At 55.4% G+C, this 17,423-nt stretch carries 9 protein-coding genes; 6 read left to right on the forward strand and 3 right to left on the reverse strand.

What is annotated here, in order from left to right:
• Window positions 1-704: 704 nt before the first annotated feature.
• Entirely contained in the window at window positions 705-1,022 is a 318-nt protein-coding gene (locus KSF73_16865; GenBank protein MBV1777395.1) for a hypothetical protein, read from the reverse strand.
• Between the two features lie 22 nt (window positions 1,023-1,044).
• Here KSF73_16865 and KSF73_16870 point away from each other — a divergent pair, with 22 nt between their 5' ends.
• From KSF73_16870 to KSF73_16880, 3 genes are all read left to right on the forward strand, one after another.
• Window positions 1,045-10,398 (forward strand): hypothetical protein, encoded by a 9,354-nt coding sequence (locus tag KSF73_16870; GenBank protein ID MBV1777396.1) that lies wholly within the window; start codon window positions 1,045-1,047, stop codon window positions 10,396-10,398.
• Entirely contained in the window at window positions 10,398-10,820 is a 423-nt protein-coding gene (locus tag KSF73_16875) for a hypothetical protein (protein ID MBV1777397.1), read from the forward strand. Before KSF73_16870 ends, KSF73_16875 begins: the two co-directional genes overlap by 1 nt.
• An 80-nt stretch (window positions 10,821-10,900) precedes the next feature.
• Window positions 10,901-11,044 carry a hypothetical protein gene (locus KSF73_16880; GenBank protein ID MBV1777398.1) on the forward strand — a complete coding sequence of 48 codons (144 nt, stop codon included), beginning with the start codon at window positions 10,901-10,903 and terminating at the stop codon, window positions 11,042-11,044.
• Window position 11,045: 1 nt separating this feature from the next.
• Here KSF73_16880 and KSF73_16885 read toward each other — a convergent pair whose 3' ends face one another.
• Window positions 11,046-11,336, reverse strand: coding sequence for a hypothetical protein (locus KSF73_16885; protein MBV1777399.1), 291 nt, complete (start codon window positions 11,334-11,336; stop codon window positions 11,046-11,048).
• Window positions 11,337-11,818: 482 nt separating this feature from the next.
• On the opposite strand from KSF73_16885, the gene KSF73_16890 reads away from it, so the two are divergent.
• The gene (locus KSF73_16890; protein ID MBV1777400.1) at window positions 11,819-12,079 is read left to right on the forward strand and encodes a hypothetical protein; all 261 of its coding nucleotides are present in this window, start codon (window positions 11,819-11,821) and stop codon (window positions 12,077-12,079) included.
• 495 nt (window positions 12,080-12,574) lie between these two features.
• Here KSF73_16890 and KSF73_16895 read toward each other — a convergent pair whose 3' ends face one another.
• A complete protein-coding gene (locus KSF73_16895) occupies window positions 12,575-12,928 on the reverse strand; it encodes a helix-turn-helix domain-containing protein (GenBank protein ID MBV1777401.1) in 354 nt (117 codons plus the stop codon).
• Between the two features lie 135 nt (window positions 12,929-13,063).
• Here KSF73_16895 and KSF73_16900 point away from each other — a divergent pair, with 135 nt between their 5' ends.
• Together KSF73_16900 and xerC are read left to right on the forward strand one after the other, a co-directional pair.
• A complete protein-coding gene (locus tag KSF73_16900) occupies window positions 13,064-16,156 on the forward strand; it encodes a toprim domain-containing protein (GenBank protein ID MBV1777402.1) in 3,093 nt (1,030 codons plus the stop codon).
• Between the two features lie 2 nt (window positions 16,157-16,158).
• Window positions 16,159-17,229, forward strand: a complete 1,071-nt coding sequence (gene xerC / locus KSF73_16905) for a site-specific tyrosine recombinase XerC (GenBank protein ID MBV1777403.1) — start codon at window positions 16,159-16,161, stop codon at window positions 17,227-17,229.
• The last annotated feature ends 194 nt before the right edge of the window (window positions 17,230-17,423 follow it).

The raw sequence follows: 17,423 nt of genomic DNA on the forward strand, positions 1-17,423 counted from the left end.
GGCCGGACGCGTATTCAATCAAGATATTTAGATTCAGGTATGCCAATGCTGCGCAAGCTGTTGGGGTTGAGAGGGAAGGGCACATCCGCGCTCGTGATGCTGGGTGTGTGGATGGTGATCATGCAGCCAGCGATGGCGGTGGTGATCCGCAATAAGGCACCCGCTATCTCTCTGGGCGCCGACCCAGTCAGCGCGACCGCACCTGCCACCATTCAACTGACGGCTTACCCCGATGGTGGAACGGACGGGGATGGGCACACCATGGATCCCAGCCGCGTCGATTTCTATCTCGATGGCACACTGCAATCGACGACAGTCAGTCCACCGTGGAAGGCCACCATTCAAGGACTCGGAGCCGGACAGCATACGGTCTCCGCACGGGTGACCAATGAATTGGGTCGAACCGCCGGCTCGACGAATGTATCCGTCATGGTGTCGCCCCCGCTGGTGGTGGTGAAGCCGTCAGTGTCGCTGAATGCCCCCTCGAACGGCGCCACTTTTACGCCTGGCCAGACCATTAGTTTGTCGATGTCAGCGACCGCCGGAACCTATCCGATGAGCCGGCAGATTTTCTGGATCCGTTACCCGGGGACCAGTACCCCCGCCAGTGGCGCCCCGAGTGGGGTGGTAGCGAGTGCGGCGGGTGGCAACACCTACACGGCATCGATTAATGCGTCTACCTTAGGCGAAGGATCCTATGAGGTCTATGCCGAAGCCGATGATGCAACAGGGTATAGCGTATCGGGTCTGGCAAACTTCACCATCAGGCTACCCGCCCCCCCGACATTTTCCGCCACGCGCAATCCAACAACGCTGGTGGCATGCGGGCAATATACCAGCACCTGGTCGAGTACCAATGCCACATCCGTGAGTTTGAGCTGTACTGCCTCCGCAGGGGGGTACACCGTCAGTAACCTCAGCTTGCCCACATCGGGGCAAGTGACCGATACCGCCAGTGCGGCGTGGGTGGGGCATCCATCATCGTGTACCTGGACGGCAACCGGGCCGGGGGGCACGATCAATTCAAATGATTCATTTTCAACTGTGGCACCGGGCCTGCCCGGGGTGTCGATCAGCGCACCCACTGATGGGTTTGAACTGCAAGCGAGCACAGGAAATCCCACACCCTCGGTAACAGTGTCAGGTACTGCATCGGCACCAGGCTGCGGTGCCACCATTACCCAGATGCAAGTGGTGGTCGATGGCTCTGTGGTGTACAGCACTGCCGGTGCGACGGTCTCGACACCGATCGCATTGTCCGAAGGCCAGCATCAAATCTGGTTGACGACGACAGACAGTTTTGGCGGCACGACGGTCTCGCGCAAAGTACTGGGGAATGTCGTCAAGGCTCCGACGGCTCCTGTGGTCAGCCTGGATAATCCATCAAACAACGCGACGATCGCCCGCACTCTCACCGTCTCCGGGAAGGCGACGCCGAGCAGTGGCCGGATTGTTAAGGCGGCCTTAGTGGTGGATGGAACCGCTTATGCCACTCAGGATCTATCCGGCAGCATGGGTCAGCCCTCGCCGTATTCGTTCTCGGTGACGGATTTAGCCGTAGGCAACCACACCCTGGAAGTGCAGGCGTGGGATAGCCAGAACCTGATGGGCTCGAGCGGGAAATCCACGGTGACGGTGGCAGGTAAGCCAGTGGTGACACTGGACATTGCCAATAGCATGCAATACCTGCCGCAAGGCTCAACCCAGCAAGCCACCTTTGCCATCAAAGCATCGGCGACGCAAACAGGGGCAAGCATCAGCAAGTTGGATCTGGTAGTAGACAATGTTATCAGCTACACCGCCAATGCCGCGAGCCTAACCAGTGCCTGGGCCCTGCCGTTGGGGACGCACAAGGTAGAAGTATGGGCCACCGATAGTTTGGGGAATGTTGGGTACAGTCGGCAAATTGGGGTAAATAGCGTTATTGCCCCGTTGCCGACGGTTTCGCTGACTGATCCATCAGATAATTTAACCGTGAGGAAGCCGGATACGCTTGGGATGCGCGCCGTCACCAATGCGTATGGGGGGGCAGAGTTCAAGTATTATTTAGATGGTCCGGGCGGAACTGGCCAATATTTGGGTGTGCAAGACCGCTTTGATTTTGCCGGAGCCGGTATTCGTAGCCAGGCAACAGAAACATTTATCCCTGGCCAGTACGCCGCCTATGTCATCGTCAAGGATGGGGCAGGGCAGCAAGTACAATCCGCCAAGGTGAAGATCAATATCTCGGCGACGCCCGTCGTATCGATTTCGGAACCCGCGAACAACACCGTCCTGGCCCAAGGTGGCACGGTCACGGTGAAGGGATCGGCCAGCGAAGCGTACGGCCGTATCAGCAAATTCAGTCTGATTGTCGATGGGAAGGAATATCCGCAGACCGGCAGTGGGCTGCAGAATCAAGCATATGCCATTAATGTACCCTCGCCGACCTTGTCGGGGGGCGAGCATCTGCTCAGTGTGAAGGTCTGGGATGACTTTGATGGCGTGGCGATTAGCCCGGACATCAAGGTGAAGGTCGCGCAAAAGCCGACCCTTCAAGTTAACCGAACCCCGAGCACCATGCTGTCCAATTACAGCTATACCAGCACGTGGTCGACGACCGATGCAGATTCGGTCACGCTGACCTGTACCGCATCGGCGGGTGGGTATGCGGTGACGAATTTAAGTCTGGCCCCCAATGGATCGGTGACCGACACCGCCAAAGCGGAGTGGGTCGGAAAACCGTCAAGTTGTACCTGGACGGCGACCGGGGCAGGGGGGAGTGCACAGTATACCGAGACGCTGACCACCATCGCCGGCGCCCCGGGCATTAACGGGGAAGTGTCGGGTGTCTATATCAGTGCCGACGGCAAGACCTTTGTCGAAGGCTGGGTCTGTCAAAAGGGGCAGAACCAGGCGATTGGCTACAAGGTGTTTGTCGGCGCGCAGCCGGATGCCAACGCAACAGCGCTAGGGGCGGGGAAGGCCAGCGCCTTAAGCAATGATGTGTCCACCAGCACCACCACCGCCAATCTCGCCACTGCCTGTGGCGATGGGCTGGGCCATTACTTCAAGCACGAATTGACCAGTCTCACCGGCTACAACGCGGCGACGGTGTATGTGCAGGCAGTGCCGGTCACCTCTGGGGCGAGCCCGAATCTGCCGTGTACCGGCAGCTGCCAGCTGACGGCAGGGGCCACCATTGGCTTCAGCACCCCGAAAAACGGGCAGACCTACGGCGGTGGCAATGTGTTCATGAGCACGCAAGTGGGCGGGGTACCGGCAGGTGCCACCGTGACGGCGGTGCGCATGCAAGTGGGGACGCAAGCGGCGATCACCGCCCAGGCAGATAGCAGCCTGGGGGCAGGGTTCTATAGCACCACGACGACCTTGGCGAAAGGCACCTATGTCATCAAAACGATGGCGGATCTGCGTCTGGCCAATGGCACGGTGACCACACTGACCTCGGCGCCGATCACGATTAATGTGATCGAAGCAGGGGCAATCAATCTGGCGGTGAGCGCACCGGCCACGATTCCGTCCGCTCCGGCAAGTTTCAATGTGTCGATCAATGCCACCGGTGCGTCCATGGGCAGCATTGCCAGTGTGAAGGTGACGGTGGGGCAGGGGAGCACGACCGTTGTGAGCGGCAGCGCGACGGGATCGAACGGGAATTACACCTATGCGGTGAGCAATCTGGCGGCGGGGACGTATCAAATCACGGCGACCGCGCAGGATAGTAGCGGCGGCATATTGATGACGTCTCCAGTGCAGACGGTGGTGGTGCCGGCGGGGTCGGGAGGCGGCACGGGGGGGGCCAGTGATGCTACGCCGAAGGCGGTGACGATTACACCGCCGGGGCTGAACAATGCCGATGCGGGCACCTTGCCGGGGGAATTAACTATCCAAAACGGCGCGGCTATATATTCACTTCCAATCGCGGTTCCGCCCGCAACTGCTGGCATGCAGCCAGCGCTGAACTTAAGTTATAACAGTCATGCGCCAAATGGCTACCTCGGCTTAGGATGGACGCTTGGCGGCTTGTCAACGATTCATCGCTGTGCAAAAACAATTGCGCAAGATGGTCAAACGTGGCGGATTAACTTTGATAAAGCGGATCGCCTATGTATTGACGGGAAAAGGCTGGTTCGCGTTAACGACCCACAGCCAAACTCTGGCAATAGCGCCGATGTTGATGAAGCTTATTGGAAGACCGGCGGAGAGTTTAGAACCGAAATAGATGATTTCTCTAGGATAACCATGCTGACTAATAGTCAGTCTGAGCCATATTTTAAGGTTGAAACCCGTGATGGTAGAACGCACTATTATGGTTCTGATCCAAGTAGCTTTATTAACTTTACTAATAATAATGCCAACGGATTAAGATTTAAGGCTTTGCTGTGGGCGCTTGGCAAGGTAGAAGATCGCTTTGGTAATTACATGACCTTCACCTACACCAATGATTCTACAACAGGTGAATACCTGCCTAGCTCAATTAAATATGGTGGAAATTCTGTTGCGGGTCAAACACCTGACTTGATGATTCAGTTTAAATATGAGAGCCGAGACGACATTTCTCTTCAGTATATCGGAGGGGCTAGAAATGACGTGCGCAGCCGTTTAACTAATATTCAGGTATTAAGTGATGTTAAAAGTGATGGGACTGGTGGTGGGATGGTTCAGGATTACGCTATCCATTACACTTATAGCCCTACAAGCGGACGTAGTTTGATTGACTATGTGCAATTGTCTGCACTCAATCAGGCTACCCAAAAAATGGATATGCTCCCCAAAACCACGTTTGACTGGGGAAATACCACTGACATTTCGTGGAAATACAAACGGGCAATGATTGTTCCGTTAGAAGAAACCCGAAATTACAGGGGAAATTTGGATGGTTCGGGTCGCCCAACTCTAATTGCAGCTAAAACAACTATTCGATGTGGTTTTAGCGCGGATGTTGAATGCCCCAAACAGCCGCCAATCTCTGATGAGAAGAAAGAGTGGACTGGTAAGAACGTACTTACAGGTGAAATTAGCCTTGTTCTGCCAGATGGCCGAAAGTTTGATAAACAACTCACTATGTCCCGAGTGTGGACTGGGTCGACGGCTTTATCCACTGGGATTAAATCCGGTGTAAGTACACTGTTTATTGGCGACTTAGATGGAGATGGTATTGACGATATTGCTATGGTCAGTAGCTATGCCATTGGCAATAAAGTATTTGCAGTCTGTTTCAGCCGACCAAAGGTAAATGGTGAACCTGACTTCGACTGCTCCGGTGGCGGACCCGTTGCGAATATGACCGCGGACTCTTGGGAAGATAGCCTGCCGACATTGGTTGACATGGACAATGATCGGAAGATGGAGTTTCTGTATGGATTAAGTGATAAATACAAATCCAAGTCATGTTCATACAATAACGCGAGCAAGCTGTTTGATTGTAAGGATGTATTGGGTAAATTTATTGGAGGTCCAGTTCAATCTAATCCGTTTACTCAAATGCTTTTTAACCCGGTTCCCATTCATTCCAGCCGGTATGACATGACAGATTTTTATTCTGTCTGGAGCAATAGGAGCAAAATGACATCCGGTACAACCCAGGGAGTAACGGTTTGTACAAATAAAGGCACCATTGATTGTCAGACTATTTTCTTTGCATCGGTTACGCAACCAAGTAATCCAGCCTTTGCACTGCCCGCCATTTCATCGGGAGCAACTGTGGGTAGCCTGACGGGAAGTGGGCTCACCGATTTCGTCTTTTATACGTGGCCGTATACTTGGGATTTCGGAGGTGGGAATAGCGTGTCTACGCCTCCTGATTATCCACCTGGTACCATTATGCCCGCAGGCGGCAAAGGGGCGTCCAGATTTATCTGCTTGAGTACAGAAGTAGGTGTGGATTGCTGGGGGGAGCCACTTACTGTTGACGCTGCGTCTTCCGAAGCTATCGGCGGCTCGATTGGGGATCCAATTGGCGATGGACTAAACCGTTTCTGGGGAAGTAAAGGTTTATGTGTACTGAACGATCGTACTTTGAAGTGTAAGGGAACTTCAAATACGTTAGAAAGCGTAATTGGAAAAGGTGTTAAGTATCGCCTGCCGAGAGGGCTGGAAGATTTGCAGGTATTGGATAGTGCCGGCATTCAAGAGCAAGTGATCATTCGTGAAGATGCATATCAAGCAGCATACAACGCGAGCCTCAAAACAGTAAGTGCTGAGGTTTATTCGCTAGCAGGGCCAGCGAATCTGGACAAAGTCATCACCATCACCAATGGTGTGGGCGCTCAAGAAAAGCTTGAGTACGCACGTTCAAATGATTCATCTGTGTATAGTCAATTTCCGATTGAGGGAGGACTCGCAAAGCGCCCGACCTATCCGCTGACTTCTGTTCCACCTGGCGTTCTGGTTTCCTCTTACAAAAAAGCAAACGGTTCAGGCGGCTGGGTTACGACATCGTATAGCTATGCTGGATATTATGTGGATGCTTCCGGTCGTGGCGCAGCAGGGTTTGCAAGTATTATTACAACTCAGGATCAACTGGGTACACAAACTCTGACATCGTTCCGTCAAGACTGGCCCTTTGTAGGCATGCCGCGTACCGCTAAGGTCGTGGCCACCAAAAACAGCAATGTCGTATTGAGTGACACGACATATAACTACGCGACACTGACCCAAACCTTCACCAGCGGCGGTCAGAGCGTATTCCCGTATTTAGCTTCCTCGACCTCCGAGAAGAAGGACCTCGACGGCACAGCAATCAGCAAGACGGAGACCAGCAATACCTATGACGACTGGGGTAATTTGACTTCGTCCTCTGTCAAGGAAACGAAGACCGCTGACACGGCGAGCTACTTTACCACCGAGACCACTTCGACGTTTGATAACAGCAATAATGGTGGCAATGGGTACAACACCAAGGATGCAAGCTGTGTGACAGGGGGAAGCGGCTGGATTGTAGGGCGTGTGTGCGCCACCAAGATTACCCGAAGCAGCCCAAGGCGAGATGGCACCCGCCTTTCGCTCAGTCGAAACACGTCCTTCAAATACGGCAGCAAGGGCGAACTGACCAGCCAGACGATTGAACCAGGAACCGATCTGGAGGTGGTAACGAGCTACGACCGCAGCGGCAATAGCTTTGGTTTAGTGAATACCACCACGCAGAGTTGGGCGTATGACAAGAACGATGGTCAGACGGTATTCAACAGTCAGAACGGCAAGGAAGTCCGCAGCATGTCTACCGGATATGACGCTAAGGGCCGCTTTGCGACCTCAGTGACCAATGCGGTGGGGATGGTTGAAACCCGCAGCTTTGATGCTGCTACTGGGGCGATGCTGTGTTCGACCGACGCCAATGGCTTGGTGACCCGCGCGACTGTCAACGGTTTTGGCCGAGTCCTGACCCAAACTGCGCCAGGCAAGAGCACAACATGTAGTGATAGCTCGACCGGTAATCAGACACGCAGTTATGTGAAGCAATGTAACGGCGATTGTCCGGCGAATGCCAAGGTGATCCAGATCACTATGCACTACAATGGTAACAGCCAGATCACCGTGCCCACGCTCGCGTATCTCGATGCGGCAGGCCACACCCTGCGTACAGTGACCTATGGCTTTGATGGCAGCCTGATCGCGCGCGACCAGGTCTACGACGACTTGGGTCGACTCAAGGAGACCTATCAAGCTGCGACGATCAGCGCGATCACCGATGCCATGCCCGTGGGCAAGCTAGCCAGCCGTCAGACGTATGACAATCTGAATCGCGTCACCACCGTCACGACACTCGACACCTCGGGCAACGAAGTGAGTGCCACCACCGAGTATGCGGGTCTCGTGCGGAAGCTGACCAATGCCAAAGGACAAAAGCGCAGCGAAACCCGCGATGCGTGGAACCGCCTGATGCAGGTGGATACCGTCCGGATGGCCAACGACCTGGCAAACGCCAATACGGATACCACAACAAAATTTGACTACGACCCCTTTGGCAATCTGATTCAAACCATCGATCCCATTGGCGCGACCATTTCCGTCGAATACGACAATTTGGGCCGCAAAACCAAGCTGGTGGATCCCGACCTCGGCACCATCCAATACTGGGTAGACCCGGTGGGCCGGACCTGGAAACAACAAAGCCCGAATCAGAAAGCGGCCGGCACCGCGACGACCATGCAGTTTGACTTGCTTGACCGCATGACCAAACGCGTAGAAGACAAGTTGACCAGCACCTTCGTGTATGACACGACCAATGCCACGGGCGGGGTATTGAGTGGCAGCCAGCTTGCAACCTGTAAGGCTGCGGCCAGTTGCGGCAAACAAGTCGAACGCTATACCGGTACAGCTACGACCAAGGACGTGGACGTCACTCAGACGTACACCACACTGGGCCTGCCGTTGCAAACCACAACCACACTGGATGTGGCCAGCAAACTCGTCTTCACCGCCAAGACTGACTACGACGACTGGAATCGCCCGATCACGCAAACCTACCAGCGTGGTACGGACAGCAGCAAAGTATTCGGGCAACGGTATAACGACAAGGGTTACCTGAGCCAGATGCTGCGCGGCAACACCGTTCTGTGGGAATCCAAGGTACAAGATGCGGCCAATCGGGTGATTCAGGCGGCACTGGGCAATGGCGTCGTCGACACGCGCTGTTATAACGCCCACACCGGCTGGCTGAATGGCGCAAGCATTACCTCATTGGCCAATGCACCTGCGTCCAGCAACCCCTGTGGCACCGTTCCCGCCAAGATTCTGCTCGGCGAGGATTACACCTACGATGTACTGGGGAACGTCAATAACCGGACCGAGCAATGGAATACCGGTATCACAGGTAGTGTGCCGACGCAGTACTATAGCGAAAGCTTTAGCTACGACGGCCTGAACCGCATCATTCAAAGCTCGGTGACCGGTACGCAGACCAGCAACGTGCCACAGGTGTTTAGCTATACGCTCGATGGCAGTATCGCCAGCAAATCCGGCATGGGCAGCTACACCTATGTACCGAACACGCACAAGCTGAAGAACATCAGCGGCGTCAGCGGCGACTTTAGTTTTGATGACAATGGGAACCAGTTAACTGGCAATGGTCGTACGACCACCTGGACCAGCTTCGACATGCCGGACACCATTAGCCGCAACAACAGCACCAGCCAGTTCACCTATGGACCGGATCACGAACGCAGAAGCCAGACCACCGGCAGCAGCATCACCTTCTATGGCGGTGCACAGGAAGTGATCACCGACAAGAACCGCACGGTGCAGACCATCAAGACCTACTGGCCGATGGGCCTGGGCGTGGAGATCGACAAAGCGGGGCAGGCCACCGAACTGAACTATACTCACGCCGACCGCTTGGGCAGTCTGGTGGCAATCACTGATGCCGCAGGCAACCTGAAAGAGGGCATGGCCTTTGATGCCTGGGGCAGCCGACGCTTGCTGGCGGGCACACCTGTCACTGCGACCAGCACGCAAGTAAAGGAAACCACCGATAACAAGGGCTATACCGGCCAAGAAATGCTCGACGATCTCGAACTCGTACATCTGAATGGACGGGTGTATGATCCTCTGGTCGGCAAGTTCTTAAGCGGCGACCCGCTGATCGCGGACCCGGTGAACGGGCAGAACTACAACCGCTTCAGCTATGTGCTGAACAATCCGACGAATTTGACGGATCCGTCAGGCTTTGAAGTGGTTGATGACGTTCGTAAACTGGCTCCATTAAGGGAGCCACAACTGCAAAGGGTGAGTCCAATTGAAGTTACTGCGTGCTTGGCATGCGCAACAACGCAGTCACACGTATTGTCTACATATGATCGTATGTGGGGTATGCAGCGAGCTTCGGCATACTCTTGGCAAATGGCGGCCAAGCAGGTGGGTGGTCAAGCTCTGCGCTATATTGCATCGACAACGGTAAGAGTTGCTGTAGCAAGCTTTTCCTTATTGCTTGTGTCAAGTAATTTTAATCAGGATGGATGCCACGGTGGGGATTTATGTGCTATCGATCCAGTGACCGGTGAGTTAACACATGAAGCATATTTAAAACAAACTGAAGATCGGAAAAAGGAAAAGCTTGCCCGAGAGGAGGCATTAGGGAAGGGTGGAGATGCCCCAAGCAGTGGAGCTGACGAGGGAAAGAAAGCTTCCGACGACGGAGTTAAAGGGCTGACAAATGGGCTGGAGCATGAAACTGATAAGCGTGGCCGCCCGGTAAAGGGTCATTACGTCAAGCCGGGTGGAGATGCGCAAAAAGACCTGGACTCTTTACCTGGCACTGACGCAGGCAAGGGGCAGAAGACTCTGCCCGATGGTAGTAGCGCTGGTGTACACACATCTAGGACTACTGGCGCTCAAACGTTGCACATTAATCGACCGGAAGGCAGTCAAGATATCAAGATTAGATATCCGGAGGCTGAGTGATGATAAGCGTTCGCGAAATGGAACTTTGGACCAGTCCTGGAAAACTATATGCGGACTCATTCCCGGCGGAGGTCGGGAAGTCCTTCTCAACAGAATTGCCTCTCGCAAGTAATATATTTATCGCATTGAATTCTGTTCCTGACGAGATAGATTCCGAAAACCTTTTAATTGCCTTTGAGGAAGGTGAGTTAGCCGTAGGGGATTTTAAGAGGTTTTGTATGCTCGCAGGTTTTGAGTGCGATGAGTACAATCACCTGTCGGCTTGCCGATTCTTGGAATTCTCCTATGGGCGTAAGGTTGCTTGGATTCATTTGCCCGAGTCTACAGACTCCGAATCAGAATTGAAGCTCATTGCGGCATGGACAAGGGAAAAGGGGCTTGCATTGGTTGATCCTGACGAGCTTTATTGTATATGCGTTTAGTGTAAATATTCAGCCCGCCCATTGCTTGGCCGGGCGTGTGATTTGGGGCTGGCCGGGTTAAATTCCCCATGGAGAACCACATGACCGGATACATCACCCTCCAAGATCTGAAGCGCACCGCCAAACACAGCCTGCGCCTCTACTTCGCCCCGCTGACCGGTGCCATCCGTGGAATCGTGCGGGAATATCGCCTGATTGAACGCGAGGCGCGCAGGGGCGGTTGATTCAGGCGAGATCAACGCTTGTTTGGCGGTGATCTTGAAGGCTTTGGGGCTGGGGCGGGCGGTTGCCTGTTTCCTGCCCCATTTCTGCCTTTTTGTTGCCTGATTTCTGCATCATCTTTGCATCTTTCCTGCCTGTTTCGTGCACAAACCCTGCATAAAGTTGCATGGGTTTGCACTTTCTCTGCATCTTTGCTGCACTTTTACTGCATATTCCCTGCACATCTTCTGCATATTGGCTGCATATTGGCTGCATATTGGCTGCATCCCCTGTTGGCTGTGCTGCTTCCGGCATGGTGCATGGGTGTACGCCCCGGTTTTGGGGCCTTTAACGCCCCACAAACCGCTTTTTAGGGGCGGTGTGACCACCCCTAAAAATCCTACACGCCATACGCACCCCCTGGTGGGGGTACAGTAAGCTGCTGATCTGCAATGGAAAAGTGGCAAAAATGTGCTGTATTACCTTGTAGTACGCTATGCGCTTAACTATATGATCGAATTGGATATTTGTGTATTACCCCGTAATACAAATTCGCGAAATTCCATCAGACATTCCTGAAAACATCCAATCGGCATAATCAGCCTGTTTGACCCTTGTTCTGACCGAGCGCGACCGGGTACGGCGCGGGGTGGCATGGGCGGCTGATTCCGGCATGGTTAACACGCGCCCGGCAGGGCTGCCGCCCGGACGGGATGGGTGGTGGTGGTAGGATGAAGGATGCCGGTCTGCAGGGAGCAGTGGCCGGATCAGGGATGCATCACGAAACGGGAGGCAGCATGCAAAAGATGAAGCTCAGGCCATTAGCCGCTGAAGACGAACCGCCATTTGAAGTGGGGGCGCATGTGGATCGGATGGAACGCTGTTTACGGGCGGCGGGCTACGATGTGCCTAGGCCAGTGATTGCCGATGCCTGGCGGCAATACTCGGGGCGCTGGTGTGCCAGCTGGTTTGAACCGCCGGAGTCGGATAGCGAATTGCTTGGGCAATTGTTGGGGGAGTTGGTGGCAGTGGATGGGCCGGAAGAGTTTATCGGATAAAAAATTGCGGTTTGTATTGCACCCTATGTCTGAGCGCAGGAAACGTGTTGCTGTAGAGGTTGTTAACAAAACGGCCACGATAAATCGACATGTCTGATTCTGTGCATGGCCAGATGTTGGGCGAGGCCGGTTGTTTATCGGATAAATAATTGCGGCCGATATTGCACCACATGTCTGAGCGCAGGAAACGTGTTGCTGAAGAGATTGTCGACAAAATGGTTACGATAAATCGACGTGACTGATTCTGTGCATGGCCCGATGTGGGTAAGACAGGAAGTTTATCGGATAAAAATTGCGGTTTGTATTGCACCATATTCATGAGTGCAGGAAACGTGTTGCTGTAGATGGTGTATGACAATTTGCAAAGACACACCCACGCATGGTTTGACGTTTATCGGATAAACAATTGTGAATGGGTTTGTGTATATAGCAGCAAAAACGCCCCCTTTACCCCGAGCAGTGGCTGGGGTTGGGGGCGCTGCTTATTGGTGCAAATCAGGCTTGATTGCTGTTTTTGCTTTGTTGCCAGCGCTTTGCATCATGCATATGCAGCACGCCGGATATAACGGTTTCTAACGCTTCCCGTTCCTTCTCATCTAGCTGCGATATCGCTTCAAATTGCAGTTTCAGCCGATCATTTGGCCCGCGCTCGTCGGGTTCGAAAAGCAGCATATCAGCGCTGACGTTGAGTGCCAGCGCAATGCGCCGGAATACGTCGATGGTGGGTTGTGATGAGCCTGATTCATAGCGCTTGAGTTGCGATATGTGCATGCCAATCTTGTCCGCCATCTGCTGCTGGGTAAAGCCGCGCTCTTTGCGAATGGACGCTAGACGTTCAGGGAAGCTCATGGGAAGTACAAACAAGGTTGTTGTTGCCATGAGTGTAAGCCCTTCGTTTTTAGTGCTTGACCAATGGTAGCATAAAAGGAACAATAAAAGGATATCCAAAAGGTACTTGACAGGTTTTTAGGGGGGACAGGGTTTATGGCACGCATCCCAGAGGCAGACATCGAACGGTTGAAGGCCGAAGTGTCATTGCTGCGCCTGATCGAGGCGGACGGCATCGAGCTGAAGAAGCAGGGCAAGGACTACGCCTGCGGCTGTCCGTTTCATGACGACAGCACCCCCAGCCTGATCGTGACGCCTGCCAAGAACCTGTATCACTGCTTTGGCTGCGGCGCTGCGGGTGGGCCGATTGACTGGCTGATGCAGCGGCACAAACTGAGCTTCAGGGCCGCCATCGAGCGCTTGCGCAGTGAGCTGGGTCTGGTGGACACCCCGCCACCGGCTGAACCGATGACATCGGGCAAGATCAAAGCCACCCCCCTTCCTTTAGCCGCCGATGCCGACCAGCAAACCGCCTTACGCATGGTGATCGACTACTACCACGCCACCTTGAAGCAAAGCCCGGAAGCCTTGGCCTACCTGCAACAGCGTGGCTTGAACCATCCAGAACTGATCGAGCGTTTCCAGCTGGGCTTTGCCAATCGCACCCTGGGTTACCGCCTGCCGAAGACCCAATGGAAAGAAGGCAAGCAGATGCGTGGCCAGCTGCAGGCGATCGGCATCCTGCGCGAGAGCGGGCACGAACACCTGTCCGGCTCGCTGGTGGTGCCGGTGATCGATCCGCAGGGCGTGATTTATGAAGTGTACGGGCGCAAGATTCTCGACAACCTGCGCGCCGGCACGGCCTATCACCTGTATCTGCCTGGGCCGCATGCGGGCGTCTGGAACGAGGCAGGCATTGCCGGCAGCAATGGTGAAGTGATCCTGTGCGAAGCCTTGATTGATGCCATGACCTTCTGGGTGCATGGCTTCCGTAACGTGACGGCCAGCTATGGCGTGAACGGGTTTACTGATGATCATCTGGCTGCCTTCAAGCGCCATGGGGTGCGGCGGGTGCTGATTGCCTATGATCGGGATGAAGCGGGAGAACGCGGCGCAAAAGTGCTGACTGAAACACTCACAACTGAGGGCATGGCCTGCTACCGCATCCAGTTCCCCAAGGGCATGGACGCCAACGAATACGCCCTCAAAATGAGCCCGCCGGCCAAAGCCTTGGCGTTGCTGGTGCGCAAGGCAGAATGGCTGGGAGAAGGTAAAGCCCCCGCCATTACGAGCGCCCATGTGGAAACACCTTCTCCTTTAGCTGCTGAAGTGGTGTCCGAACCAGTGCCTGCGGCTGAAGAGGCACTGCCTGAACCCACGCTGGTCAGCCCCTTGCCACCGGCACCGCAAACCGACACCCCGACCGAAATCAACGACACCGATCTGATCCTGCAATACGGGGAACGCCGCTACCGCATCCGGGGCTGGAAAAAGCCGCTGAACCCGGAAGCCCTGAAGGTCAATGTACTGGTCAGCAAAGGCGACGCCTTCCACATCGATACCTTCGACCTGTATCAAGCCAAGGCACGGGCTGCCTTCATCAAGCTGGCCGGGTTGGAGCTGGGCGAATCGGACGACGTGCTGAAATATGATCTCGGGCGGGTGCTGTTGAAGCTGGAAGAGTTGCAAACCGCTAACCTGCAAGCCGCATTGAAGCAGGAAGACGACGGCCCGCAGCTCTCGGAACGTGAACAGGCCGAGGCGCTGGAATTGCTGAAAGCGCCGGATCTGCTGGATCGGATTCTGGCCGACTTCGATGCCTGCGGCGTGGTGGGCGAGGAAACCAACAAACTGGTGGGCTATCTGGCGGCGGTGTCGCGGCAGCTGGACAAGCCGCTGGCGGTGCTCATTCAAAGCTCAAGCGCAGCGGGTAAATCCAGCCTGATGGATGCCGTGCTGAACCTGATGCCGGACGAAGCCCAAGTGCGCTATTCGGCTATGACGGGCCAGAGCGTGTTTTACCTCGGCGAAACCAATCTGAAGCACAAGATTCTCGCCATTGCCGAAGAGGAAGGCGCGGCGCAAGCCAGTTATGCCCTCAAATTGCTGCAAAGTGACGGCCAAGTCACCATGGCCAGCACCGGCAAAGACCCGGTGACCGGCTTGCTCACCACCCACGAATACCGCGTTGAAGGCCCGGTCATGCTGTTCTTGACCACCACGGCCATTGATATCGATGAAGAGCTGCTGAATCGCTGCGTGGTGCTGACCGTGAACGAATCGCGCGAGCAAACCCGCGCCATTCATGCGCTACAGCGCAAACGCCAGACGCTGGAAGGCTTGCTGGCCGACGAAGACCGCGACGCCATCTTGAGCCTGCACCGCAACGCGCAGCGCCTGATTCAGCCCTTGAAAGTGGTGAACCCCTACGCCGATCAGCTCACCTTCCTCGATGACAAAACCCGCACCCGGCGCGATCACATGAAATACCTGACGCTGATCCGCGCCATTGCCTTGCTGCATCAGTATCAGCGCGAAGTGAAGACCGTGCAGCACCGTGGCAAAACGGTGCAATACATTGAGGTCACGCCGCAAGACATCGCCATTGCCAACCGGCTGGCCCATGACGTGCTGGGCCGCACCTTGGACGAACTGCCACCACAGACGCGCAAGCTGCTCAACCTGGTGCATGGCTGGGTCAAAAGCGAGTGCGCAAGCCAGAGCCTGAAGCAGGCGGACTTCCGCCTGACACGGCGACAGGTGCGTGATGTAACAGGCTGGGGCGATACCCAGCTCAAAGTCCATCTGGCGCGACTCGTGGAACTGGAATACCTGCTGGCCCACCGCGTGAGTCGGGGGCAGGGGCTGGAATACGAGCTGATCTATGAAGGTGAAGGCGATGCCGGACAGCGTTTCCTGATGGGTCTGGCGGATCTGATGCAAGCGGGCACCTTGCAGTGTGATGCACGGCGGTCGGGGGTAAAGGGTGAGCGGTCGGCCCCCGGTCGGGGCGAGGTCGGTGGGGTGTCGGCGGCTGGTCGGGTGCCACACATCACCCGCAACCCCAACAGTGGCGCGACATGGACAGACATCGACGAAGACGAAGCGGAAAACGCCTATCTCCCTGTTGCTCACAGTGCATCGTATCGTAGTGAAAGCCTTCCCGCCTCATACGATCCTGCACGCGCTTCAGCGCGTAGCAGGTCGGAGTCCCCTTGTGGGATAGCCGCTCAAGCGCAGGGAGATTAACCTTGGGGCGCAAAGGCGAGCGCACGGCTTTGCCGCCGATTGGCGATGTACGGGACAGCAACAGCCTGTACAACCACCTGCAACGCTATTGCCAGTGGTTGCGAGAAAAGAACTACTCGGCGGCCACCATTGAAAGCCGGGAGCTGTATACGCGCTACTTCATCAGCTGGTGCGATGAGCGCGGATTGAAACGCCCGCACGACATCACCAAGCCCATCCTGGAGCGCTACCAGCGTTATCTGTTCCTGTATCGCAAAGACAACGGCGAACCCTTGAGCGCCCGCAGCCAGCACACTCGAATCATCCCCTTGCGTGCCTGGTTCAAATGGCTGGCCCGGCAAAACCACATCCTCTACAACCCGGCCAGTGACCTCGATTTGCCGAAACTGGAGCGGCGCTTACCCAAACACATCCTCAGCATCCGCGAAGTGGAAACCGTGCTGGCGGTGCCGGATCTCGACACCGACGCCGGCATCCGTGATCGCGCCATTCTGGAAACCTTCTACAGCACTGGCATGCGACGCATGGAATTGATTGGCCTGAACGTCTTTGACATTGATCATGATCGGGGCACGGTGATGATTCGCCAAGGCAAGGGCAAGAAAGACCGCATGATTCCGATTGGTGAACGGGCCTTGCAGTGGATACGCAAATACAGCGACGACGTGCGCCCCGAGCTGGCGACTGGCGCCGACCACGGCACGCTGTTCCTGACCCGCGAAGGCGACGCCTTCACCCCGAACCGCTTAACGCAGATGGTGCGCGATTACGTGAACGCGGCGCAGATCGGCAAGGCCGGGGCGTGCCACCTGTTCCGCCACACCATGGCCACGCTGATGCTGGAGGGTGGCGCAGACATCCGTTACATACAAGCGATGCTGGGGCATGCCGACATCAGTACCACGCAGATATACACGCAAGTGAGCATCCGCACCCTGAAAGGCATCCACACCGCGATTCATCCGGGGCGGGTGATTGGCGGGGAGGGGCAAGATGCAGACACCGCCACCAGCGCGGATCACTCGGCATTGCTGGCGATGCTGGATGCGGAAGCACACGAAGAGGATGAGTGACGCGGAGTGGATAGCTTGACGGAAATACGGAGATGCGGATTTACGGAAGTGCGAGGTATAATCGAAGCATGCAGCATGCACACAAGGATACCCGGATGGCCTCGCTTAACTCACTGGACCCGGCAGAGCTGATGCCCTTGCCTGAAGTACCGGAGAGCTATGGTCCTCGCAATGAAGAGGATCGGGAGGTGTAC

Source organism: Burkholderiaceae bacterium DAT-1, assembly GCA_019084025.1.
In the GTDB taxonomy this organism is placed as follows: Bacteria; Pseudomonadota; Gammaproteobacteria; order Burkholderiales; family Chitinimonadaceae; genus DAT-1.